This window comes from Chryseobacterium gallinarum, assembly GCF_001021975.1.
GTDB lineage: Bacteria > Bacteroidota > Bacteroidia > Flavobacteriales > Weeksellaceae > Chryseobacterium > Chryseobacterium gallinarum.
Map to the genome: position 1 here is coordinate 4,490,453 of NZ_CP009928.1, position 24,819 is coordinate 4,515,271.

Below are 24,819 nucleotides of genomic sequence, written 5' to 3' on the forward strand. Positions count from 1 at the left end.
AATAAATAAAGATTTATTCTTGCAAACTCATTTTTTACAACAAAAAAAGCGATATATTTGAAAATAATTCAATAAACAATTGAAAGATTTTATTTTATATATCCCGTGGACTTCCGGCAAAATAAGCCATCATAAGGCAGGATTCTTATGGTTGGATTATCCATTACCAATAAATTCTAAATATTCCTCTTATTTTATTTAATATTCAAAAAACAACTATGAAAAGGACTCTCTTAATATCCGCTTTACTATTGTCTCAATTTGGGACATCACAATTATTAAAAACATCCGGATCAAAAATTGTTAATGACAAAGGCGAAAACATCCAGTTGAGAGGTCTTGGATTAGGAGGATGGATGCTTCAGGAAGGATATATGCTAAAGACAGCAGATTTTGCAGGCCCTCAATATAAAATCAAAGAAAAAATAGCAGGCCTTATTGGGGAAGACGGGATGAAAGAGTTTTATAAGGCTTACCTGAAAAACGGAATTACAAAACAGGATATTGATTTTCTGGCTAAAGCAGGCTTTAATTCCATAAGGCTTCCCATGCACTATAATTTATATACATTACCTATAGAAAAGGAACCGGTAAAAGGTAAAGATACCTGGTTGGAAGAGGGCTTTACAATGACCGACAACCTGCTGCAATGGTGCAGAGAGAATAAAATATATCTGATTCTTGATCTTCATGCTGCCCCGGGAGGACAAGGAAATGATGCCAATATTTCAGATAACGATACTTCGAAGCCCTCTCTCTGGGAAAGTGAGGAAAATCAAAGGAAAACCATTGCTCTCTGGAGGAAACTGGCTGAAAGGTATAAAGATGAAGCATGGATTGGCGGCTATGATATCATCAATGAGCCCAATATCAATTTCACAGGGAAAAACCCTAATGGAACCGACGAAATGTCAAATGCTCCTCTTTGGAAACTGCAAAAAGAAATCACTACTGCTATTCGTGAGGTTGATAAAAACCACATCATCTTCATAGAAGGAAATGGCTGGGGTAACAATTATAATGGATTACCCTCCATCTGGGATGACAATATGGCTTTCAGCTTTCATAAATACTGGAATTACAATGATGATAAAACCATACAGTTTGCCTTAGATCTGAGGAAAAAGCATAATATGCCGATCTGGCTTGGAGAAACCGGTGAAAATTCCAATGTCTGGTTTACGGAATTAATACAGCTGCTGGATAAGCATACTATTGGTTATGCCTTCTGGCCCATGAAAAAAATTGATAATATAGCAGGCATCGCCAATGTAAAAACCACTCCGGAGTATGAAAAGCTTTTACAATACTGGAAAAACGGAGGTGAAAGGCCCTCAAAGGAATATGCACAAAAAGCCCTGATGCAGATTGCAGATCATTATAGGTTCGATAATGTTGAAATTAAAAAGGATGTTATCGATGCAATGTTCAGGCAGGTAACTGATGCTAGCACAAAGCCTTTTAAAGAACATATCGTTCCGGGAAGAGTATTTGCTTCGGAATATGATTTAGGAAGAATGGGATCAGCCTATGTGGATAAAGATTTTATCAACCTTTGGGTAAGTGATCCGGACAAAAGATCGGAATGGAATTCAGGTCAGCAGATGAGAAATGACGGAGTTGATATTTACCTTTGTAATGACAAGATAACGAACCGGTATTATGTAGGAAAAACAGAAGCCGGGGAATGGCTTCAATATACCATTACGGCAAAAGCTGACAAGAACTATCTTTTTCAGATCAGGTACTCTTCGAGAAAAGCCTCTAAAATAAAGCTGGAAACAGCCTCAGGTAAGCCTTTAGCCACTGTTTCTTTAAGTCCTACAGGAAAGAAAGAACATTGGAACACTGTTTCGGTTAAAAATATTCACCTGAGAAAGGGAGAAAATAAGATCAGGATTATTTTTGAAAATGATGGAGTCAATCTGAATTATTTTGAAGTTAAATAAAGATAATTGTCTTAAATTGTCACTCTCTTTTAGTCTATAAAAGGGAGTTTTTTTTTAACCTTATTATCATGAAAAAAATCACTTTTCTTTTTCTTTTTATTGCTGTATTCATGTCAGCTCAACAAACAACATTGGAACAAAAAATTAATGCCATTACCAAAGATAAAAAAGCGACTGTCGGAATTTCCGTTCTGGGTTTTGAAAATCATTTCAAATACAGCAAAAATGGTGAGGCAAAGCTTCCCACGTTGAGTGTTTTTAAGTTCCATATTGCCTGTGCTGTCCTGAATCTTGTAGATCAGGGGAAACTGTCTCTGGATCAAAAAATATTTATCAAAAAAACTGATTTACCGGAAAATACCTGGTCTCCGATCCGGGAGAAATATCCTGATGGGAACGTTGAACTAAGTCTGAATGAAGTGATTGATTACACAGTCGCTTTGAGTGACAATAACGGCTGCGATCTTCTTTTAAGACTTATCGGAGGTACACAAACCGTCCAGCAATTCATGGATTCCAAAGGAGTGAAAGGATTCCGGATTAAGCACAATGAGGATGATATGCATAAGAACTGGAAAAACCAATACGGAAACTACAGCACCACCAATTCTGCTGTGCAGCTGCTAAAAAAGTTTTATGACGGTAAAATACTTTCCAGACCATCTACGGATTATCTGATGCAGATCATGCTGGGAACCAAAACAGGAACCAATAAAATTGTAGAACAACTGCCAAAAGGAACTCCGGTTGCCCACAAAACAGGAGCTTCAGGGAAGTACGACAATGATCTTACGGTGGCAGAAAACGATATGGGAATTATAACGCTACCTGATGGAAAGCACTATGCCATTGCCGTTTTTGTAAACAACTCCTACGAATCAGATGTCATAAATTGCAAAATTATCTCTGATATTTCCAAGGCTGTATGGGATTATTTTAATAAGTAAAATATTAAGCTTAATTTTAGAGCTGAGAATTGAACATATTTTCAATTCTTGTATTAATATGAAAAAGGTATTACTATCAATCTGTACATTCTGTTTTGCATTCTTTTTTTCACAAAAGGGTCAAAACTATCTAGAGATCAGCTATTCAAGTGTATGCTGTGGGACGCCTTCGGAAGAACCAGTAATTTCTTCCCTGAGACAGTTTGAAAAAAAGAATAAGATCAAAGGAATGGAAATTCTTATTCAGAGCGGCCTGGGAAGGGAAGGTGAGTTTAATCTGTATGTGGGAACGGATAAACTTAATGCTAAACAAAAAAAACAACTGATCCAAAATCTTAGTGCTGTAACTGCTCTTCAAAATGGAAAAAGAAAGGGAAACAGCAGCGGATTTGTCAACTTTGATCCGACAGTCACCGTGTCTCAGCCGGATCTTATGAATGCAAGAAATTTAACTATCTATAAAAATAAAGAAAAATGATCAAAAACATTGTAGTTATCGGAGCGGGAACCATGGGGAATGGTATTGCACATACTTTTGCACAAAGCGGTTTTAAAGTAAACCTGGTAGATGTATCCCAGGAAGCTTTGGACAGAGGAATAAAGACCATTACCACCAATCTTGACAGAATAATTGCAAAGGGAAACCTTACGGAAGAACAAAAAACAGAAACATTAGGAAACATTACTACTTTTACAGCCCTTAATGAAGCTGTAGGAAGTGCTGATCTTATCGTAGAAGCAGCTACTGAAAACCAGGATTTAAAATTAAAAATCTTCGGTCAGATGGATGAATTTGCACCGGAAAACTGCATTTTGGCGACGAATACATCATCAATTTCCATTACTAAAATTGCTGCCGCTACAAAAAGAGCTGATAAAGTAATCGGAATGCACTTTATGAATCCGGTACCGATTATGAAGCTTGTTGAAATCATCAAAGGATATTCTACTTCTAAAGAAACGTTTGATTCCATCTATGAAATGAGTAAAACATTAGGAAAAGTTCCGGTGGAAGTTAACGATTATCCAGGATTCGTAGCCAACAGAATCTTAATGCCAATGATCAATGAGTCTATTGAAACACTTTACAACGGTGTTGCCGGAGTTGAAGAAATAGACACAGTAATGAAATTGGGTATGGCTCATCCGATGGGTCCGCTTCAACTGGCAGACTTTATTGGTCTCGATGTATGCCTTGCTATCCTGAACGTGATGTACGACGGATTCAAAAATCCGAAATACGCCCCGAATCCGTTGCTGGTAAACATGGTAACAGCCGGAAAACTGGGTGTAAAATCAGGGGAAGGCTTCTATGATTATTCTGAAAGTAAAAAAGCTGAAAAAGTTTCAAAAATGTTTTTGAACTCATTTTAAGTCAATAATTTTATTTATCTTTGAGAAAGTTAAAACATTAAAAAAATGAAATTACCAAAGTTTTTATTAGCAGATAATTCGGAGTTTCCAGAAGATTTATTCGTAGTCCACACAGAATATCCAAGATTTATCTTAAACGTTGAGGAAGAAGAAGTTGAGTGGTTGGATGATCTTGAAGGTGATGATGAAGAAACGATGGCAGATGAAGCTACGAAAGTGGTAGAAGCAGCATTTAAATGGTGCGATGAAGAGTTGGCTAAGTACGACGAAGAAGAGGAAGATTAATAACAATCCAAACATAAAAAAGGAACTCCAAAGAGTTCCTTTTGTTTTATTCTGATTTGTTAAACTTCAATAATAAAAGATTGTCTTTATACAATTCCAGGGTATTTCCGGAAATCACATACTTGTTGGCTTTTCCCATCATATCCATAAAGTTCTGCTCTACACCGATATTATTACACATCATCTTTGTAGATCCCATTTGCCCGGCAGAAAAACTTCCTGTAGACGGATCTACTTTAGCCGTTCCAAAATAGTTATTACAACCGGCATTTCCGGTGATTTTCTCTCCTTCAATATTCAGCGTTGGGATTTTGCCTTTTACATTTTCTGCCAACGTCCATTTTGTATTTGCAAGTGCAGGCTGAGCTTTTCCTACCTTAGAAGCCGATGGACTGGTCATGGTTCCACATGAAGCCAAAACCGCTGCTGTACATATACTTAAAAAAAGATTTTTCATTTTTTTCTTTTTGAATTAACCAAATTTACGGAAATTATATTATTTAAACGGGTTCCTGTAAATTTTATTATTCATTAACACCTTGCATTTTGAATAGTTTTCAAGCACAAATACCATCTTTGTCTATAATCTGTCACCGGACTCCTTCGTGTGTCATTGAAACTGGGTTTAGCCCAAGATTTGGATCAAGCCCAAAAGTTGGGGTCTTGTAACATTTAGATCTATTTAATTTTTAAAATTCACGCAAAGATTTCTTTTTGATTACTCTTTATTTTAAGTAAGCTAAGAAATGAATCGATCTTTAATCGATTCTGATGAAGCGCGCTTAGTCAGCAGCTATGCTGCCTTCTTTGCCTACTTGAAATGGAACATTATTTTTTTTAAACTTTGCGTGAAAAACGAGCTCAATAATTTTGATGCTAATCAATAATAGACAGAATTTTTACATTCAGACCCAATTTATTATATCCCCAATTTTTGAGACTGATCCCAAGATTTATCTGAGACCTACATCAATAAAAAAACGGACCTTACAAAGTCCGTTTCTATATATTGTTTTTTACATTTAAGATCTCAATTCAGCATTGAATTCTTTCTGGAAAGATTTAATTAGGGAATCCATTACTTCTGTGATTTCCTTTTCTTCCAGTGTTTTTTCCTCGTTTAACAGCTCGAAGCTCATTGCGTACGACTTCTTCCCTTCCGGCAGATTTTTCCCTTCATAAACATCGAATAGGTTGATGCTCTTAATGAATGGGGATTTATTTTTCTTTGCAATCTGATATAAATCCTGATAGTTAACAGTCTTATCAATCAATAAAGCTAAGTCTCTTCTGATTTTGTTGAATTTCGGAATGTCTTTAAACTTCAATTCATTTTTAGAACGTAATTCCTGAGCTAATTCAATCTCGATTTCAGCATAGAAGCAATCCTGATCAATATCAAAGTCTTTCAACAATACCGGCGCTACTTTTCCGATTCTTACCAAGACTTTACCGTCTGCCTCATACGCTAATGCATCAGAGAATCTTTCGTCTGATAAAGCTACTTCTTTATAGTCTACGGCTAATCTTTCCAGCAATACTTTTACATAGGCTTTAAGATTATAGAAACTTACTGCCGATTTAGGTTGCAGCCAATTCTCAGCAACATCTCTCCCTGAAACCAGAATAGCTAATTGTTTTCTTTCTTCGTATTGATCTTTTTTAAGATAGATCTTCCCGAACTCAAAGAATTTAATATCCTGATTTTTCCTGTTGATATTATACACTGTATTCTGAAGAAGCCCTTCCAATAAAGATTTTCTCATGAAAGCAAGATCACCGCTTAAAGGGTTCAATAGTTTTACGGCATCCGTTTCATCTTTTACAGAAGTCAGTGAATTATTCATTACTTCATTGAAACCAAGCCCCTGTAAAGTTCTTGCCCAGCTATTTTCCAATTCATCCTGATCATTGGCGCTTAGTTTAACAGGGGTAAATGAAATTTTTTGTGGAGCATCGATTTTGTTGTATCCGTAGATTCTGAGAATCTCTTCAATCACATCAATTTCTCTTGTCACATCTGCCCTGTAAGCAGGAACAGAAATTTCGAAACCGTTAGGAATCTCATTTAACACCTGGATTTCCAGCGCCTTTAAAATTTCTTTTACTTTTTCCCTGTGAATTTTTGTTCCTAAAATCTGTTCAATTTTTGAGAACCTTAAGATCACATAGTTATCTTCAATTTTCTTAGGGTATTCTTCCAACAGGTCTCCCTTCAATTTACCTTCTGCTATCTCCTGAATCATTTTAATAGCATGGGTAATAGCTGTTCTTGTAATATTGGGATCCACCCCTCTTTCAAATCTGAAAGAAGCGTCTGTATTCAGACTATGTAATTTCGCACCTTTTCTTACCGCTACAGGGTTGAAATAAGCACTTTCCAGGAATATTGTTTTTGTAGTTTCAGTCACTCCTGAATGTTCTCCTCCGAATACTCCGGCAATACCCATCGGGTTATCTTTACCGTCTTTGATTATGATTTCAGAACCATTCAATGTTCTTTCCACCCCATCCAAAGTTGTAAACTTTGTTCCTGGCTTTACCAGTCCTATTTTCACTTTTTTGTCAGCAATTTTATCAGCATCAAATGCGTGAAGAGGCTGACCGTACCCATGAAGAATATAGTTGGTAATGTCTACCACATTATTGATCGGGCTTAGTCCGATGGCTCTTAACCTGTCTTTCAACCAGGATGGTGATTCTGCCACTTTTACATCTTCAATCACTGCTCCGATGTACCTTGGACATAATTCAGCATCTTCAATTTCGATGCTAAAATCATTTGAGCCCTCACTATTCAAAGCTTCTGAAGCCACTTTATTAAACTGTGATTTCAATTGATTGGTAGAAAGATAAGCATGAAGATCCCTGGCAACACCATAGTGAGACATTGCGTCAGTTCTGTTTGGCGTTAACCCGATTTCAAAAACCTCATCATTGGTCAGTTCAAAATAATCGGCAAAGTTTTTTCCCACTTCATATTTTGTCTCATCCAGTACCATAATTCCGCCGTGATCATCGCTAAGGCCCAGCTCATCTTCTGCGCAAATCATTCCCTGGGAAACCTCTCCTCTGATCTTTGCTTCTTTAATTTCAAAAAAGTTTCCGGTTTTATCATAAATTTTAGTTCCGACAACCGCTACAGGAACCGTTTGGCCGGCTTCTACGTTAGGAGCCCCGCAAACGATGTTCAACACTTTTCCGTTCCCTACATCTACTGTTGTCTTCTTAAGTTTATCAGCATTCGGATGTTTTTCACAGGTTAATACTTTACCTACAACAATTCCTTCCAGACTGCCTTTTACACTTTCAAATTTTTCTATCCCTTCAACTTCAAGACCTATATCTGTAAGGAACTCACCGATTCTTTCAGTTTTTAATTCCGTTTTTACAAAGTCTTTCAGCCAATTGTTTGATATTTTCATCTGATAATTTTATTTTTTCTAAAGCCGGATACTGCCTATGAATGTATCCGGTGTATTTTCAAAATTGATTTGAATTTGTACAATTACCATTGTACTATTTTAAACGTACAAATGTCGTGTTTTTTTGAGAAATAGAGAAATTTAGGGGCAACTTTAAGATAATAAATTTTCATTAATTGGTCCTTTACGAACCGTCCCAATTCTGTCTGTGTGCTCATTGCTCTATTTAAAAGATTTTCAAAACAATAGTAAAATTTCTCATCTAATTCCGGGTAGATCATTGGAAGGATTTACCGCTTTTTTTAAGCTGTCGGAAAACAATACCAAGCCTGAAGCCATCATAATAATGTCTTTTAAAACCAAGCGACCTGCTCCTGACAGATACGGAAACCCATACTGAGGGGTAGGATAATCCCCATCCAGCTTAGGAACATAGGCCTCCGGGGTAGTGATTAAAAAAGAAAGTGTTACCAACGACATTAAAAACGTTAACATTCCTCCCACAGTACCTGCTTTAGGAAACCAAATACCTGACAGAACCAATACTCCTATCAGAAAAATCATTGTGCCCAAACCATAGGAAAATATATAGGTTCCGTTCTCCTTATGCCAGTTAATATTTTTCTGTACTATTTTTCCCTCCGGATTTTTATATAAACTGTATTCGGCAACGATTTTTTTATCTTTATTCTCCACCTTATTTTCTGCATTTTTATAAAAAAAGCTCATCAAAGGACTGTTAGCAACAAAGGGAACAATCCCGTCCGCTTCATATTGAAAAGCTTTAAGCCCGCCGATCCAGGCCATAACAACAAAAATTGAAATTCTAAGAAAATTGAGAAAATAAGTATCCAATTTTAATAAACGGTTGTATACGCTAATGTTTTGCATGTGGTTTACTTTTTTTTACAAAGGTATCCTCATGTAAGATGTATTAACATAGATATTTCATGACATTATATGGACATTTTCGCCACCACAGAAACTCCTACCTTTTTTCTGTAATTTTTGGGAGAACAGCCTACTGATTTTTTGAAATACCTGCTGAAGTAGAATTCATCGGTAAACCCCAGCTCTGATGCTATTTCTTTTACAGAACGATACGTAAGGTGCAGCAGTTTCTTAGACTCCAGAATGATTCTTTCATTGATAAGCCGGGTCGGTGTTTTATTAAATTCTTTCTTAACAGCTTTGCTTAATGTATTATTTGTAATACTCAGTTTATCACTGTAAAATGAAAGTTCTTTTTCATTTTTATAATGGGTTTCCAACAGTTTTTGAAATTTCGAGGCATTTTTATTGACTAATTTTCCACTAGAAGTTATGTTGTGATCAATATTGCTTTTTTGTTTACTTGCTAAGGCAAGGATCAACTGAATATAGGTTTTGATTATCGATTCTGAAAACGGATGTTGTTCTGATTCTTCTCTTTTAATGTGATTAAAAAGTCCGAGAATATATTCATAGCTCTCTTTGGAAAGTTCTATAGCAGGATTTAAATAAATATTATTAAAAAGTAAACCATTACAGGCCACTTCTTCTTTATGATATTCTATGCAATAATAATCACCATGAAATAGGAGAATAGAAATATTTTCCCCTGTTTCTGAAAACAGCTTTAATTTTTGATAAGGAGAAAGAAATAATATATTATAACCTTTATAAGCATAGTTTATTTCATCTACAGAGAAAAAGCCGGAACCTTTCCATACTATTACACTATAGTTTTCAGTAGTAAATTCTGAAGGGAAACCGGAATAGTATGATTGTATGTGTATAGGCATATTTTTATTTCAAGATTGAAGAACAAGTTTAGGATTTTCATTTATTCTTTCCATCCGCTAATTCCGGATGCACACCCCAGAAAATATCTGTCATAGGATACTATCAGGCCATTCTTTTCAAAAATATCCTTTACAGATCGGCTATTTTGAAATTGCTCCGTATAAACCCAAAGCATTTTATAGTCATCAGGATCACCCAAAAATAGTTTTCCCAGAACAGGGATCACTTTACCCAAATAGAATTTATAAAAAAAGTAAATCCATTTATTTTCAGGTCTGGATACTTCTACGAAACTAAATTTTCCACCTTTTTTAAGAATCCTTGTTATTTCTTTTGCTAATATTTCAAGTTGTTCTGCATTAAATGTTTTTAATCCATAGGCACAAGAAACAATATCATAATAGTCTGACGGAAGATGATGATGAAGAATATTTTCACAAATCAGATGCAGATTTCCCTGGAAAATCTTTTTTGCTTTATTTCTGGAGTTATCAACCATTTTTTCAGAAAAGTCAAGAGCAGAAAATTGAGCATTAGGAAAATTCTTATGTAAATAAACCCAGTTTTCTCCCAGACCTGAAAGTAAATCAATAACTTTTAAATCATTATTAGAATTTCCTAATTTTTTTAAAAACTGTTTTCGCCATCTGATAGAAAAACCAAAAGAAGTAATATAATTCATCCTTTCATATGATCCTGCCATATGATTGAAAAGTTTTTTAACATAATTGGGATCATAGATGTTTTTCATAAACCGGTGGGATGCAAGAATATTATTTTTTCACTAATATATTGTGAAATAATGAGTAAAACAATTCCCATAAACAGTAAAAGCCGGAAAATTCCGGCTTTACTGTTTTTCTATTCTTAATTACAATCCGATAACCGGCATTGATAACATTAAAATATTTTCGTTGTCTTCAAGACCATCAAGTGGTTCAATGATTCCGGGCCTGTTGGGTTGAGACATTTTCATTGTGATATCATCAGATCCCAGTATGGTCAGCATTTCAGTTAAAAACTTAGAGCTGAAACCGATGTTAATATCTTCTCCGTTGTAATCGCAAGGTATCTGCATATCTGCCTTGTTTGCATATTCGGTATCTTCGGCGTGAAGATGAAGGATATTCCCTGAAAGTTTAAATCGTACCTGGTTGGTGGATTTATTAGACATGATTGACGCTCTTTTGATAGCCCCCAGCAAAAGATTTCTGTTGATGGTCAATACATTTGGATTTTCTTTTGGAATCACCGCGGTATAGTTAGGATATTTTCCATCGATCAGTCTACAGATCCAGATATGCTTATCAAATGTAAATTTAGCCATGTTTTCATTGAAGTCGATTTTAACCTCTTCGTTCGAACTTGCTAAAATATTTTTGAAAATGTTTAAAGGTTTTTTAGGCATGATGAATTCCATAGGCTCTGCATTCATCAGGTCTGCTCTTTTATAAACAACCAATCTGTGAGAATCTGTAGAAACGAAGTTCGTTTCGTTTTCCCCAAACTGGAATAGTACTCCTGTCATTACCGGTCGAAGAGAGTCGTTACTGGTTGCAAAAAGGGTATTGGTAAGCGCCTCAGATAAAACTCCCGCCGGCATTGTTACGCTTTGGGAAGCATCAAATTCCGGCAATTCCGGATAATCGTCAGCATTGTCCAATGCTACCGCAAAATTATCTTTTTCGTCTAAAATCTCAAGCTGGCTTCCGGTTCCTTCCGCATTGTCTTTTACAACAAATGTTAAAGGTTGCTCACCATACGTCTTGATAAAATCCTGAAAAATTTTAGCAGGAACAGCAAATTTACCCGTATCATCAGACTTTACCTCCAAAGAAGTAACAAGAGTCGTTTCGCCATCTGATGCTGTAATGGTAACATTATTTCCGTCTAATTCAAAAAGATAGTTTTCTAAAATAGGTCTCGATTGAGAGCTTGATATTACGCCACTTACAGTTTGCAAAGCCTTCTGCAGTTCACCACTTGAAATAATAAATTTCATAGATTTAAAAATAAGTTTCTACAAATATAATAAATAGATATAACAAAGAAAAAAATAATCTTGAGGAGTTTTTAACAAAGATCATTAATTCGTTTACTGGCTTGGCGTTGCGTTTTGTCTCCTCTATTTCCAAAGATGACAGCAAATCTGCCATTATAAAAGTGCAAAGCTTATCTTTGTAAAAAATAAAAATGCGAAAACCACCTGTACATATCAGCTTTCTCAATGCTTTCCGGGGTGTTTTTGTGATGATAAAAACAGAACGGAATTTTCAGGTTGAACTGATGGCATTTTTCATCAACCTGTTTTTAATTTTTTATTTACAGCTTTCCGGCACCGATGCAGCCCTTATTCTCATTGTTTCTTTTGCCGTTTTAAGTGCTGAAATTTTCAATACCGCCATTGAAAGGATCTGTGATATCATTCAACCCGATTTCGATAAACGAATAGGCTTTATTAAAGATATTGCTGCAGGAGCTGTGGTTCTTATGGCTATCGTTTCAGTAATCGTCGGAATTCTTGTATACTGGAAATATATTTTTATTTAGACCGGAAGAAGAAAACCCAAAAATTTATTGACCTGTAACTTTCCAGGCTAATTTTTTATATGTGGTTGAATATTTCTATCTCCCAGACCTCAGGCATTTTCCTCTTCCAGCTTCATCACTGCATATTATTTGACAGCAATAAAAATATCTACTTCTGCATCTGATGCATCCTGCGCTTTTTCTCCATATATTTCAAAATCAGCCGTGAAGCTTCTTCCCAGTTCCATACTCCAGATTTTAAACCATTCATTAATGACCAGGCCTTCTGCCAGATCTCCTTTTGCTGTAAATTTGATATAATCTCCACCATCAAAAGATTTTCCGGTCATTCCCTCCGGAATATGATCAAGATGTTCTACTTTACATCCTAATAGTGTAGTATATGGCTTTGTATGATCTTTTTCATAATCTGTGTATATTGAGTAAACCTCATTGTCTACCTTGTTGGGTATCTTCCCCTGAATATTTTCAGTGATGAATTTTTCCCATAATGCTTCAATATCTTTGGCTGCCTGATTGTTTTCATTAGTTGTTCTTACTGTAATGCCAATTACCTTGAAAGGCTCGATTTTCGTTTTAATCATTTCTTTATTTTTGTTGGATGTCAAAGGTATAGAGGAATTGTGACAAGGGTATGTCAGGAGCTAAAAAAAATCTGCTGCAATTGTGTTTTAAGTTTTGACTTAAGCCAATTGACTTATATATTTTAATAAAAGAGTCTGTCTCAAAAGTGAGACAGACTCTTTTTCCTATTGTTATTTTTTAATGACTTTTTCTGAGTATATTTCGTTTTTATCAGTTGTTACTCTTACCATGTAAACTCCTTCTTTACGAGCTGTCAGGTCTATTTCTATTTCTTTTTCTCCACGTACTATTTTATTAAAAACTGTATTTCCGGTCATATCGCTTACTTCCAATGTTCCTGATGTAATTTCTTTGTTCAGAATTGCTTTAAATAGTCCATGGGTAGGATTTGGGGTTAGTGTGATAAACTTTTCTTCCACGGAAGACCTTGCATTCAACGGTGTCTGGCAGCTCATATCAATGTCAAAGTCAAAATACGGGTATTTGTTCCAGCTATAAGCAACATTCCCATAAGAGTCAATCATCGTCAGCCTGAATTTATGCGGACCTGTTGATCCAGCAGACAATGCATCATCAAAGCTATAGGTAACAAAATTAAAAGTAAAAAAGTTTCCAGATAACACAGGATAAGCATTCACTGGATATACTGCGCCGGTCTGCAAATTAATCAGGTCCAATTTAAGCTCCTTCAAAGTGATTCCAGCCGGAAGATGATAATATCCCTGAAGGTCTGAAGTAGCATGTATACATTGCCCTGGCTCATAAAGAAAATCTATATTTCTGTCCGAAGAAACACATATGGTTTCTGCTAAATCTTTCCAGTAATTCGTTTCTCCTGCCATCATATGAAATCCGTTAGTTCTATTAAAATAAGACCTAGCATGACCATTACTTGGATCTTGGGCAACAGTTTCAAGTGGCCCGGTATACGATCCGTTAGGACTGGCAATAGATGCGGCAGCCAGGATTGCATCATTGTTTGTATTAGCATGAATAACCGTAAACCTTATCCCTCTGTTAATTTTAAAATCCATCACATTTGCAAATGCCTCATAAGAACCATAATTGGCAGCAAAAGCAGGATTTACAAGATAAGAATTAAGGCCAGTTGAAGCTCTTTCTGCATCAGTAAATACAACAACCCTTGTTTGCTGCAATGAATTCAATGTTTTCTGGGGGCTTATAATATCAGGATTTGGAATTCCGTCTAAGGCATCTCCCACCAGGCCCATAGATTGTTGAAAATAATCTCCGAAATCCAACCGGCGTTCAAAATTCTGTGCTGTAAAAAAATCATTGGTAAAATCAGATTCTATATAAATTAAGGGTTTATACACTCCTGTGTCATTATCAAATACCCCAGTCCCATATTGTACCACTGCTACCCTGTTTTCAGGATTACAGGCGATAAGCTGTTCCATTAATTTAATAGCGCCACGCCTCATCACTAAATATTCGGACTTATCCAGGGAACCTCCATTATCCAGCATAAAAATATAGTCAAGCTGTGCACTTAAAGTACCGCATGACATAAAAAATGTCATCAAGACAAATAAAAATGTTTTTTTCATGATCATTATTTTATTAGTTGACCCTAAAAATAACACTTCTTTACTAATAAGAAAAAAATTAAATAAAAATTTATTTATAATGTAAAATATAAATCTAAATATCAATAAAATAGAATATAAAAACACAACCTCTATGAAATAGCAATTGTTTTGGTAATTATTTTAATGAATAATCTTTTTAGCTTATAATTATTATAATTAATAGAAGCAGTCCCAAAAGTGAGATAATCTTTTATATTTACAAAAAGATTGCCCTTCTTGAGACCGCCGCTTATTGAGTATTTTAAAATACAGCCCCATGCAACTTGTTATTTCTGCACGGGTTCGTAATAAAAAATGAACCGTTATATATATCTTTCAATAATGGGTATGGCTACTTCAGCCATCATTCCGTATCCTTTTTCATTGGGATGGACTCCATCTGCAGAAAGCAGAATTTCTTTATCCCTTATCAATGCTGAATAAAAATCAATATACCCCAAAGAGTAATCTGCAGCAATACTTTTAAGAATTTCATTATAAGCAATCACCTCTTCATTTGACCTTAATTTTCCCGAGCCCGTCACTACTCCATCAATATTTTTAGAAACAGGAAGAATACTTACCAGATAAATATCGCTTGAAAATTGTTTGGCCTGCTGAACAGCAGTGATGATATTATTTTTAAATTTTCCAGGATCTACTACCTGTACTCCGTCTTTTATAGCCAGATCATTGGCTCCGTAGCTTATGAAAACCAGATTCCCGTCTGCGGAATTTCTTGCGCTTAATTCTGCAGGCATCCGCTTCAATAAACCTTCTGTTGTTTCTCCACCGATTCCCAAATTGAATAAGATCAGTTCATGCCCATTTCCTTCATGAAATTTCTGAAGGGCATATCTCTTTAAAATATCTACCCAACCTCCAAAAACGCCATCATATTCTCCATACGTTATACTGTCTCCAAAGAACAGTCCATATACTATTTTCTTCATTCAATTAATTCTTTGTTTATTGATTTTTGCTTCTTACCCAAAGCTTCTAATTATTTTTCAAAGTAAGATAAAAATCTGCTAAATCAGCCTAATCTGCGAGAGATTTTTTATGACAGGATGTATTGATAAGATTTTAAACCATTAAGATTTCTATGTTGATGATTCTTTAGATTTTAGATACTAAGATAGAATCAACAAGTTGATTGGATAAATTGGTGGTATTTCAAACCTTATAGGTTTTTGAAACCTATAAGGTTTAATTAAGGAGTATTGATGATTCATCAATCTAATTTCAGGATAATATTCCTGTGCGATTCGATAATTTCCACCAGAATTTCAAATAATGTTTGCCCTTTTCCTTCCGTTAGATCCTTTAGCTTTTGCCGGACCAATTCTATATTGAAAGGCTTACCTTTCCTGATTTTATTTTCGTAAAATTCTTTAGTTGCTATGAGCCCTAAATCCTTTCTTGATTTTTCTGACTCTTCCCACAGGATCTCAATTTCCTCATGACTTTCAAATATACCAAAACCTCCATAAAGGATATCATTAAACCCATCTAAGGTTCCTACTTTCCAATCGGTGTCTTTCATTAAGACCTTTGAAATTTCTTCGTAAAAACCCTCTAAAGACGAAAAATGACCGCCATGAATGACGATCATTTTTCTTGTATTGTTATTTGAAGTATTCAACACCGTTTTTGAATATGTTGTGATAATTCGCGGTTGGTATGTTTCTCATAAGACCTTCCGTAAATCGTTCCGGGTGTCCCATTCTTCCGTAGATCTTTCCGCATGGGCTGGTAACTCCTTCAATTCCGAATAATGAATTGTTCGGGTTGAACGGCATTCCGTGAGCAATATTTCCATCAAAATCGATGTACTGCGTTGCGATCTGCCCGTTTTCATATAACTTTTTGATTTCTTCTTCCGAAGCCATGAAACGTCCTTCTCCGTGAGAAATCGGAATGGTGAAAATCTGATCTTTCATTCCCTTTAACCATGGGCTTTCGTCATTCACTACCTTTACCGTTACCATCTGAGAAATATGTCTTCTGATAGCGTTGTGAGCCAGGGTCGGAGAATTTTCATCCAGATCCTTGATTCTTCCGTAAGGCAATAATCCTGATTTAACCAAAGCCTGGAAACCGTTACAGATCCCGATGATCATACCGTCTCTGTCTAATAGTTCATGAACTGCATTTCTCATTTTGTCGTTCTTTAAAACGTTGACAATGAATTTCGCAGAACCATCCGGCTCATCACCTGCTGAGAAACCTCCTGAGAAGGCAAGAATCTGTGAAGTTCTGATCTCTTCTACCCATGCATCAATGCTTTCATCCAGCAATTGGTGACTGATATTGATTAAAGGTAAGCTGCTTACTACAGCGCCTTCTTTCTGGAATGCATTTAAAGTGTCGTACTCGCAGTTGGTTCCCGGGAATACCGGAGCAAATACTTTAGGCTGTGCAATTCCGTGTTTTTTGATGATGATATTTCTTGGATTGATGGAGTTTGATTTTTCATCAATTTCCACTGTTATCTTTTCTTTTTCTACTGTTGGGAAAAGGTTTTCGAATGTACTTGTATAAGCAGACACTAGATTCAAGATGCTAGACTCAAGACCATTGATCTTTAAGATCCCTGAATCTTTTACTTCCCCTATTAATTGAAGAGATACATTACTTAGTTCTTCCGTAGCTTCGATGATCAGGCTACCGATATTTTTAGATAGCAATACATTTTCATCAGCATTGATTTCAGCTCCCAATCTGTTTCCGAAACTCATTTTTGCCAGTGCTACAGCTACTCCACCGTCTTTTACTGTTTTTACAGAAACGATTTTTCCTGATTTGATGTTTTCAAAGATGAATTCATAAATATCTTTTAAAGCATCATAGTTCGGAAGACCGTTTTCCTGAGCGATATGGTTGAAGAAATATACTTTGTTTCCTGCAGCTTTAAATTCAGGAGAAATGATATTTTGTTTCTCACCGTTGGCACATGCAAAAGAAATCAACGTTGGCGGTACATTCAGATCCTGATAAGTACCACTCATGGAATCTTTACCTCCGATTGCCGCTAATCCAAGGTTGATCTGTGCATCATAAGCACCCAGGAGGGAAGCTAAAGGTTTACCCCATTTTTCAGGAGCCTGACCAAGTTTTTCAAAATATTCCTGGAAGCTTAATCTGATGTTTTTATAATCACCTCCCATGGCAACAATCTTCGCCACACTTTCTACTACTGCGTAAGATGCTCCCAATAATGAGTTTTGTTTTGAGATTTCAGCATCGAATCCCCAGCTTGCAAGGGAAACCGTTTTGATATCTTTTGCGCCTAAGACCGGAAGTGTCTGCACACTTCCTTCCATCAGGGTTTGCTGATATTTTCCTCCTAAAGGCATCGCAACAGTTGTTCCTCCTACGGAAGAGTCAAACATTTCCAATAGTCCTTTTTGGGAAGCTACGTTTTTATCTTTTAAAGTATTCAGGAAGTTTTCTTCGTTGAATGCCTTAGTTTCTGCTTTTACTTCTTCAAGATGATTGATTTTTACTTCCTGGGATTTTGAACATCCGTTGGTATCAAGGAATGCTCTTGAAAGGTCAACAATTTTGTCTCCTTTCCAGAACATCTGCATTCTTCCTGAGTCTGTCACTTTTGCTACTTCTACGGCTACAATGTTTTCAGCTTCACAGAATTTGATAAACTTTTCTTTGTCTTTCGGATCTACTACAACGGCCATTCTTTCCTGAGATTCGGAAATAGCCAGTTCTGTTCCGTTTAATCCTTCATATTTTAATGGTAATACATCAAGATTTACTTCTAAAGAGTCTGCAATTTCACCAATCGCTACGGAAACTCCTCCAGCACCAAAATCGTTTGACTTTTTGATAAGTCTTGTCAGTTCAGGGTTTCTGAACAGTCTCTGGATTTTACGTTCTTCTACGGCATTTCCTTTCTGAACTTCTGAGCTCATGGTATGGATAGAAGTCTCGTCCTGTTCTTTTGAACTTCCGCTTGCTCCTCCAACTCCGTCACGGCCTGTTGCACCTCCTAAAATGATAATTGAATCACCGTTTGCAGGTTTTTCACGTCTTACCCAATCTACAGGAACAGCTCCGGTAACGAAACCAACTTCCATTCTTTTGGCTTTATATCCTTCATCATAAATTTCAGAAACCATCGTGGTTGCAAGACCAATCTGGTTCCCGTAAGATGAATATCCGTTCGCAGCTTGTTTCGTGATTGTTTTTTGAGGTAACTTCCCTGGTAATGTTTTATCTACTGATTCTAAAACATCTGCAGCCCCTGTTAATCTCATGGCCTGGAATACAAAAGATCTTCCGGACAATGGATCCCTGATCGCACCTCCTAAACACGTTGATGCTCCGCCAAAGGGTTCAATTTCCGTTGGGTGATTGTGTGTTTCGTTTTTGAATAATAAATACCAAGGTTCTTTTTTACCGTCGTATTCTGCTTCAATCTGGATGGTACAAGCGTTGATCTCATCAGAAATCACAAGGTTATCCAGATTGCCTGTTTTATGGAAATATTTACCACATACTGTTGCCAGGTCCATTAAAGAGATTGGCTTCAGCTCACGGCCTAAGAATTTTCTTTTTTCGATATAGTCATTGAAAATAGTTTCCAATGTATGTTTGAATTTTCCTTCAAACTGAATGTCTGACAATTCTGTTTCGAAAGTCGTGTGACGACAGTGATCGCTCCAGTAAGTATCTAATACTTTCAGTTCAGTTTCTGTAGGGTTTCTTTCTTCAGTTTTAAAATATTCCTGGATGAATTTCAGGTCATCTAATCCTAATGCAAAACCGTGATTGTTATAGAAATTTTCAAGTTCAGCATCGTTGAAATTGATGAAATTTTCGTGGATGATTACTTTTGAAGGGGTTTCATCAGCAGGAATATCCAGTACAGACAGGTCTTTTTCCTGAGATTCCACTTTATTGATCAAAAGGTCTTTGATTTTCACCAAATCAGCTTCTGTAACTCCTTCAAATTCGATCAGCTTTCCACTTCTTACTTTTGACTTTTCATTCTCTGTTAATAAAGCGATACACTGTTGTGCAGAGTCTGCTCTCTGATCGTACTGACCAGGCAGGAACTCCATTGCGAAGTGGATGCTTTTTGCAGGGTTTTCTGTATGTAAAATATCAGTCACAGGATCTACGAAAGTGTTGTTCACTACTTTTTCGAATTCCCCGTCATTCAAGTTAAAAATATCATACACATTGTAGACTTTCACACTTTGAATTGCCGGAACAACTGCTTTTACTTCATCAAAAATTTTTGGACTTTCAACATCGAAAATTCCTCTTTTTTCTACGAAAATTCTTTTGTTATTAGACATTAGATGTCAGATTTTATTTAATATTAGATTTATATTCAAATTTATTTCTTGCTATCTCTATTGAACGATTCAATTTTTCAAGCAAAATTCTTTCCGGAGGTAAGATAAGTAAATATTCTGCAATTTTTATATTATCTCCTTCGAGATTCATCAGTTCTATATGTTCGGTATTTTTTCCGGAGCAAAGAATTAAACCAATCGGTGGGTTTTCCCCTTCTACTTTTTCATATTTGTTAAGATAGGAAAGATACAGCTCCATTTGTCCTTTATGGCCAGCCTCAAATTCTCCTAATTTCAGTTCGATAACAACCAGAGATTTCAGTTTTCTATGATAGAAAAGCAAATCTATGTAATAATCTCTGTTATCAATCGTGATTCTTTTTTGCCTTGAAAGAAATGCAAAATCGCTTCCTAATTCAGAAATAAATTTTTGAAGTTCCACAATAATAGATTCTTCTAAATCTTTTTCAGAAAAAGTGTCTTTCAATTCTAAAAAATCAAGGAAATAAGGATCTTTAAAAACCAGATCAGGATTTAAAATATTATTTTCAGACCAATTTTTAAGTTCGTTGTTAATGATTTCTTCGGGCTTTTTACTTATTGCAGTACGTTCAAAAAGCAAAGAATTTATTTTTTCTTTTAAAGTTCTGACACTCCAATTTTCAATTTTACAAACTTCGAGATAGAAGTTTCTCTTAGTATCTTCCGAGATGGGAATAAGAAGTAAAAAATGTGTCCATGATAATTGTCGCATCGCTGATGCGACAATCTCAAAGTTATTAAAGACTGATGCAAACTGCATCATTTTTCGAATATTTTTTTCAGAAAAGGAACTTCCAAATTCTACGGTAAGATGTTGAGCAATTTGTAAAATTACTTCTTTACCATACTCTGCCCTTTTATTCCCCAGAACATCTTCATTTATTCTCTGTCCAATTTTCCAGTACAAAACCACCATTGCCGAATTCACCTGAACAGCGACCTGACTTTTTGTCTTATCAACCAGTTCTTTTAAATCGGTAATTAATTGTTGATGATCCTGATTCTGTAACATTATTAAAAATTAAATGTCAGATTTTAATATTTTCTTTTTACTTTTTTGGGTTAAAGTTTCTTTCTTTAAACCCATGTATATTGGAAATTTTTTTTCAAAAATTTCCTACAACTATTATTCTTTACAAATTTAAAGGAATAAGTCATATGTTCTTCAAATTTGAACTGCCGAATTTCCAATTTATATTATTTATTGATAAATTTATTCGGATTGTCCTTATGCTCTTTCTGAAAGTCTTCTGCATTTTTTATTTCTTCTTTCAGCCAGTTTTCAAAAAGAACTTTTTTTTCGTTAAAATCCTCAATGGCATAAAATGTTTTACCATCTTCTGAAACCAGGAATTTAAAACGATACAGTGTACCCAGATCTTTTTTCCTGTAATCATACGCGTTTACCTGGTAATATGGAAAATTTTCTTTAGGTCTTTCTACGATTTCAAAAAACAGTTTCTTTTCATCATCAGAAAATGTGTTATAAACATTGACGTAATAAATATCTGAGAGCTTTTTATTCTGTTTTTCAAAAAATTGAAGAATATTTTTTTCTTTCCCGCTGTAGGAAAACGGATATGGATAATATTTCCCATCAATCTCAATGTCTTCCCCTGATTGTTTTGCAAGCGGCTGAACGGTTTGCCCTCTGGTATTCATCACGCCCCATTTTCCACCTACAATTGCTTTGTGCTCATCATTGGTTTTCTCCCAGTCACACCCATCGCAAAAAGAGGCATAGCCATAATTAAACGGTGAGACGAAATCATGTTCCGGTTCTATAACTGTCTTTGCGTTTCTATCTACAAAACCTATTTTACCGTTTTTAACAAATCTTCTTACACCTTCGGAAAAATAATCCGCTCCATTATCATAAGAATAAGGTTGATAAAGAAGCTTTCCCTTTTCATCAAAAACAACTCCCCAAGCATTTTTCTCTACTTCACTTTTGTTAGCTAAAGAGGAGTCAATAAAAATTGTATTATTTACACTTTTAACCAATTCACCGTTTTTCACTCCGGTAAGATTGATAAACTGTGCAGGAATAATGATTTCTCCCTTTTTATTTTTTACTCCAACTAAATTATCTTTGGAAATAAAATACTTTAATACATCTTTTCCCTGAGAAAAAGAAAGTACAGGAATCATTACAACGAATAGAAGCGTCTTTTTCATGGTTGGATTAAATAAAATATGCAGCCCAAAAGACTGCATATATTTTATACTTTAAGATCAGCTTCCAATCCTATTAAGTCTTTATTCTGGTCCAGAATCGGTTGTACCTCATTCTTAATGAATTCGTCCGTCTGAATCGGGGCGAACCCGATAAAGTTTTTCGGATCTAAAACTTCTTTTAATTTTGATTTGTCTAATTTTAAAGAGTTATCATTTAAGATTCTTTCAATAAGGTCATTTTCTTTTCCTTCTTCCTTTACTTTCTTGGAAGCTTCCATAGAATGAACTCTGATTACTTCGTGAATTTCCTGACGGTCTCCCCCCGCCTTCACTTCTTCCATGATGATGTATTCTGTTGCCATGAAAGGAAGTTCTTCTTCAATATGCTTGTTGATTCTGTTCGGATATACTACGATTCCGTTCAGGATATTGTTCCAGATCAATAAGATAGCATCCACCGCTAAGAATGCCTGGGGAATGGTTAATCTCTTGTTCGCAGAGTCATCCAATGTTCTTTCGAACCATTGGGTAGAAGCTACCATGGCAGAACTTGTTGTAAGAGACATTACATATTTTGCCAATGCACCGATTCTTTCACTTCTCATCGGGTTACGCTTGTATGCCATTGCCGATGAACCGATCTGGTTTTTCTCGAATGGTTCTTCAATTTCCTTAAGATTCTGAAGCAAACGTAAATCGTTGGTGAATTTATGAGCAGATTGAGCAATATTTCCTAATAAAGCCACTACTTTAGCATCAATTTTTCTATCGTAAGTCTGTCCTGAAACTCCGAATACTTTTTCGAATCCGAATCTTTTTGAAAGTTCTTTATCTAAATGTTTTACTTTGGAATAATCTCCGTTAAAAAGCTCCAGGAAACTTGCAGCAGTTCCTGTAGTTCCTTTTACACCTCTGAAACGAAGGGTTTCAAGGAAGAAATCCAATTCTTCGATGTCAAGAACCATACTCTGTAACCAAAGGGTTGCCCTTTTTCCAACTGTTGTTAACTGAGCCGGCTGGAAGTGAGTAAATCCTAAAGTCGGAAGGTCTTTGTACTGAATTGCAAAATCTGCTAGGTTTTTCATTACGTTTACCAGCTTTTTCTTCAGGATTAAAAGTCCGTCACGGATCTGAATTAAGTCCGTATTATCTCCTACAAAAGCTGAAGTAGCTCCCAAATGGATGATTCCTTTTGCTGAAGGCGCCACATCTCCATAGGTGTGAACGTGAGCCATTACATCATGACGGAATTTTTTTTCATATTCTGCTGCTTTATCAAAATCGATGTTTTCAGCATTCGCTTTAAGCTCTGCAATCTGTTCGTCTGTAATTTCCAGGCCTAAATCTTTTTCGATTTCAGCCAAAGCGATCCAAAGCTTTCTCCAGGTACGGAATTTGTTATTATGTGAGAAGTTAAACAACATTTCTTCACTGGAATAGCGCTCTTCCAATGGATTTTTGTAGGAATTCATTCGTTCTTTTACTTTTTAGATGTACAAAAATACGGTTTTTCGGTGAGAGATGAAAATTCTGTTTTTATGATTTTTATGCTAAAAATTTTCCTGCCCCTGGTCCTATTTTAACGTTATATCTTAATATTATTATACAATCGGCAATCTTCAAACCCTGCAAATTAAAAGAGCTATACATTAAATCGAGTATGCTGCTATTAATAATAGAATAAAACTGCCTCAGAAATGAAACAGTTTTATTTTTGTTATGCCGTGGTACACAAAAATCGTTGAATATCCACACATTAGATGTGAGGTAAAAATGGATAATTCAGATGATTTTTACTGGTAAATTATAACATCATTCTTTTTAATCTGATATCCTTTTTTCTTGTAGGGAATTAAAACATAACTATCTTTAATATAGCTTCCGCTTTTCCAGATTTTATCTTTTCCTTCTTTTTCAAGAATAATGCTCTTTGCAGCTCCGTCCGGAATAAAAATTTCTGCCCGTTTCATGTCTTTGCTAAAGATAACAGCAGTCATTGTGTGATAGCTTTTATCCAAATTCACTTCTTTTAGCTTAATCTTTTGCTCAAAGACTTTCACGCAGTTATTTCTGATTTGTGAATAGGTATAACCTGCAGAGCCTTTACAACCATGAACATCCCTGTCTCCTCCTAAAGCCGGAGTATTTTGCTGTGCAAAAGTTAAAAACCCCAGGAACAATGTGCTCAATAAAATTGTTTTTTTCATATTTAATTTATTAATGTTTTCAGTCTGGTAAAGTATATCTAAAATAAGGAAATAATTTATTTCAGACTACAAAAAAAGCCACTCTTTCGAGTGACTTCATTTTTTTGAAAATTTGATTTTATTGATAAATCACGACATTGTCCTTTTTAAGCTGATATCCGCCTTTTTTAAAAGGAACCAGTACATAACCATCTTTTTTCCATGCCTTTGCTTTCCCTGCTCTGGTAAGAATTACACTTCCACCTTCAGCATCTTTAACGAAAACTTCAGCTTTTTTCATGTCTTTGCTGAAAATAACCGCAGCAATATAGTCTCCTTTTGAGGCTACTTCTTTCAATTTGATTTTTTCTTCAAATGTTCTTACACAGTCTTTTTTGATCTGAGAGTACGTATACCCTGCCGAACCAATGCATCCGTGCGCATCTTTATCACCACCCAACACAGGTGTTTTTTGTGCAAATACTAAAGTACCAAGGAACATCGCGCTAAGTAAAATTGTTTTTTTCATGTTGTTTGTATTATTATAGCTACGCAGGTTACTATAAAAAATCATGCCAAAAAAACATAAAACACATT

General features: G+C 35.6%; 22 protein-coding genes. 6 read left to right on the plus strand and 16 right to left on the minus strand.

Going from position 1 to position 24,819, the window contains the following annotated elements; translation table 11 throughout:
- Positions 1-218: 218 nt before the first annotated feature.
- The 5 genes from OK18_RS20135 (at position 219) to OK18_RS20155 (ending at position 4,555) form a co-directional block, all read left to right on the plus strand.
- Complete coding sequence (locus OK18_RS20135; protein ID WP_053329173.1) at positions 219-1,949, plus strand: cellulase family glycosylhydrolase; 1,731 nt, start codon at positions 219-221, stop codon at positions 1,947-1,949.
- Positions 1,950-2,017: 68 nt separating this feature from the next.
- Positions 2,018-2,896, plus strand: a complete 879-nt coding sequence (bla-A, locus tag OK18_RS20140) for a CGA/CIA family class A beta-lactamase (RefSeq protein ID WP_053329174.1) — start codon at positions 2,018-2,020, stop codon at positions 2,894-2,896.
- Between the two features lie 58 nt (positions 2,897-2,954).
- Positions 2,955-3,374 carry a hypothetical protein gene (locus OK18_RS20145; protein ID WP_053329175.1) on the plus strand — a complete coding sequence of 140 codons (420 nt, stop codon included), beginning with the start codon at positions 2,955-2,957 and terminating at the stop codon, positions 3,372-3,374.
- Positions 3,374-4,270, plus strand: a complete 897-nt coding sequence (locus tag OK18_RS20150) for a 3-hydroxybutyryl-CoA dehydrogenase (RefSeq protein ID WP_174441973.1) — start codon at positions 3,374-3,376, stop codon at positions 4,268-4,270. Before OK18_RS20145 ends, OK18_RS20150 begins: the two co-directional genes overlap by 1 nt.
- A gap of 45 nt (positions 4,271-4,315) precedes the next feature.
- Positions 4,316-4,555: a hypothetical protein gene (locus OK18_RS20155; protein WP_002977986.1), complete on the plus strand. Its 240-nt coding sequence runs from the start codon at positions 4,316-4,318 to the stop codon at positions 4,553-4,555.
- Positions 4,556-4,601: 46 nt separating this feature from the next.
- On the opposite strand, the gene OK18_RS20160 is transcribed toward OK18_RS20155, so the two are convergent.
- The 6 genes from OK18_RS20160 to dnaN all read right to left on the minus strand — a co-directional run bounded on the left by OK18_RS20160 (position 4,602) and on the right by dnaN (position 11,767).
- Positions 4,602-5,012, minus strand: coding sequence for an META domain-containing protein (locus tag OK18_RS20160; RefSeq protein ID WP_053329177.1), 411 nt, complete (start codon positions 5,010-5,012; stop codon positions 4,602-4,604).
- A 565-nt stretch (positions 5,013-5,577) separates the two neighbouring features.
- A complete protein-coding gene (gene pheT, locus OK18_RS20165; RefSeq protein ID WP_053329178.1) occupies positions 5,578-7,980 on the minus strand; it encodes a phenylalanine--tRNA ligase subunit beta in 2,403 nt (800 codons plus the stop codon).
- 258 nt (positions 7,981-8,238) lie between these two features.
- Positions 8,239-8,871, minus strand: coding sequence for a DUF417 family protein (locus tag OK18_RS20170; RefSeq protein ID WP_053329179.1), 633 nt, complete (start codon positions 8,869-8,871; stop codon positions 8,239-8,241).
- A 65-nt stretch (positions 8,872-8,936) separates the two neighbouring features.
- Positions 8,937-9,764 (minus strand): AraC family transcriptional regulator, encoded by an 828-nt coding sequence (locus OK18_RS20175; RefSeq protein WP_053329180.1) that lies wholly within the window; start codon positions 9,762-9,764, stop codon positions 8,937-8,939.
- A 41-nt stretch (positions 9,765-9,805) separates the two neighbouring features.
- Complete coding sequence (locus tag OK18_RS20180; RefSeq protein WP_053329181.1) at positions 9,806-10,516, minus strand: class I SAM-dependent methyltransferase; 711 nt, start codon at positions 10,514-10,516, stop codon at positions 9,806-9,808.
- 120 nt (positions 10,517-10,636) lie between these two features.
- Positions 10,637-11,767, minus strand: coding sequence for a DNA polymerase III subunit beta (gene dnaN / locus OK18_RS20185; RefSeq protein ID WP_050020357.1), 1,131 nt, complete (start codon positions 11,765-11,767; stop codon positions 10,637-10,639).
- Between the two features lie 191 nt (positions 11,768-11,958).
- Between dnaN and OK18_RS20190 the strand changes: the two genes are divergently transcribed.
- Positions 11,959-12,315, plus strand: coding sequence for a diacylglycerol kinase family protein (locus tag OK18_RS20190; RefSeq protein ID WP_053329182.1), 357 nt, complete (start codon positions 11,959-11,961; stop codon positions 12,313-12,315).
- A 125-nt stretch (positions 12,316-12,440) separates the two neighbouring features.
- Here OK18_RS20190 and OK18_RS20195 read toward each other — a convergent pair whose 3' ends face one another.
- From OK18_RS20195 to OK18_RS20240, 10 genes are all read right to left on the minus strand, one after another.
- A complete protein-coding gene (locus tag OK18_RS20195) occupies positions 12,441-12,899 on the minus strand; it encodes a GyrI-like domain-containing protein (protein ID WP_053329183.1) in 459 nt (152 codons plus the stop codon).
- A gap of 171 nt (positions 12,900-13,070) precedes the next feature.
- Entirely contained in the window at positions 13,071-14,471 is a 1,401-nt protein-coding gene (locus tag OK18_RS20200) for a T9SS type A sorting domain-containing protein (RefSeq protein WP_157837416.1), read from the minus strand.
- Positions 14,472-14,815: 344 nt separating this feature from the next.
- Entirely contained in the window at positions 14,816-15,445 is a 630-nt protein-coding gene (locus tag OK18_RS20205; protein ID WP_082129240.1) for an SGNH/GDSL hydrolase family protein, read from the minus strand.
- 281 nt (positions 15,446-15,726) lie between these two features.
- Positions 15,727-16,038, minus strand: coding sequence for a ribonuclease inhibitor (locus OK18_RS20210; RefSeq protein WP_228377660.1), 312 nt, complete (start codon positions 16,036-16,038; stop codon positions 15,727-15,729).
- Positions 16,039-16,120: 82 nt separating this feature from the next.
- Positions 16,121-19,816: a phosphoribosylformylglycinamidine synthase gene (locus OK18_RS20215; protein WP_053329185.1), complete on the minus strand. Its 3,696-nt coding sequence runs from the start codon at positions 19,814-19,816 to the stop codon at positions 16,121-16,123.
- Between the two features lie 13 nt (positions 19,817-19,829).
- Complete coding sequence (locus OK18_RS20220) at positions 19,830-20,870, minus strand: PDDEXK nuclease domain-containing protein (RefSeq protein ID WP_053329186.1); 1,041 nt, start codon at positions 20,868-20,870, stop codon at positions 19,830-19,832.
- Positions 20,871-21,055: 185 nt separating this feature from the next.
- Positions 21,056-22,036 (minus strand): WG repeat-containing protein, encoded by a 981-nt coding sequence (locus tag OK18_RS20225; protein ID WP_228377661.1) that lies wholly within the window; start codon positions 22,034-22,036, stop codon positions 21,056-21,058.
- Positions 22,037-22,080: 44 nt separating this feature from the next.
- Positions 22,081-23,508 carry an adenylosuccinate lyase gene (purB, locus tag OK18_RS20230; protein WP_053329188.1) on the minus strand — a complete coding sequence of 476 codons (1,428 nt, stop codon included), beginning with the start codon at positions 23,506-23,508 and terminating at the stop codon, positions 22,081-22,083.
- A gap of 321 nt (positions 23,509-23,829) precedes the next feature.
- Positions 23,830-24,243: a hypothetical protein gene (locus OK18_RS20235; RefSeq protein WP_053329189.1), complete on the minus strand. Its 414-nt coding sequence runs from the start codon at positions 24,241-24,243 to the stop codon at positions 23,830-23,832.
- Between the two features lie 118 nt (positions 24,244-24,361).
- Positions 24,362-24,751 carry a hypothetical protein gene (locus OK18_RS20240; RefSeq protein WP_050020350.1) on the minus strand — a complete coding sequence of 130 codons (390 nt, stop codon included), beginning with the start codon at positions 24,749-24,751 and terminating at the stop codon, positions 24,362-24,364.
- Between the last annotated feature and the right edge of the window lie 68 nt (positions 24,752-24,819).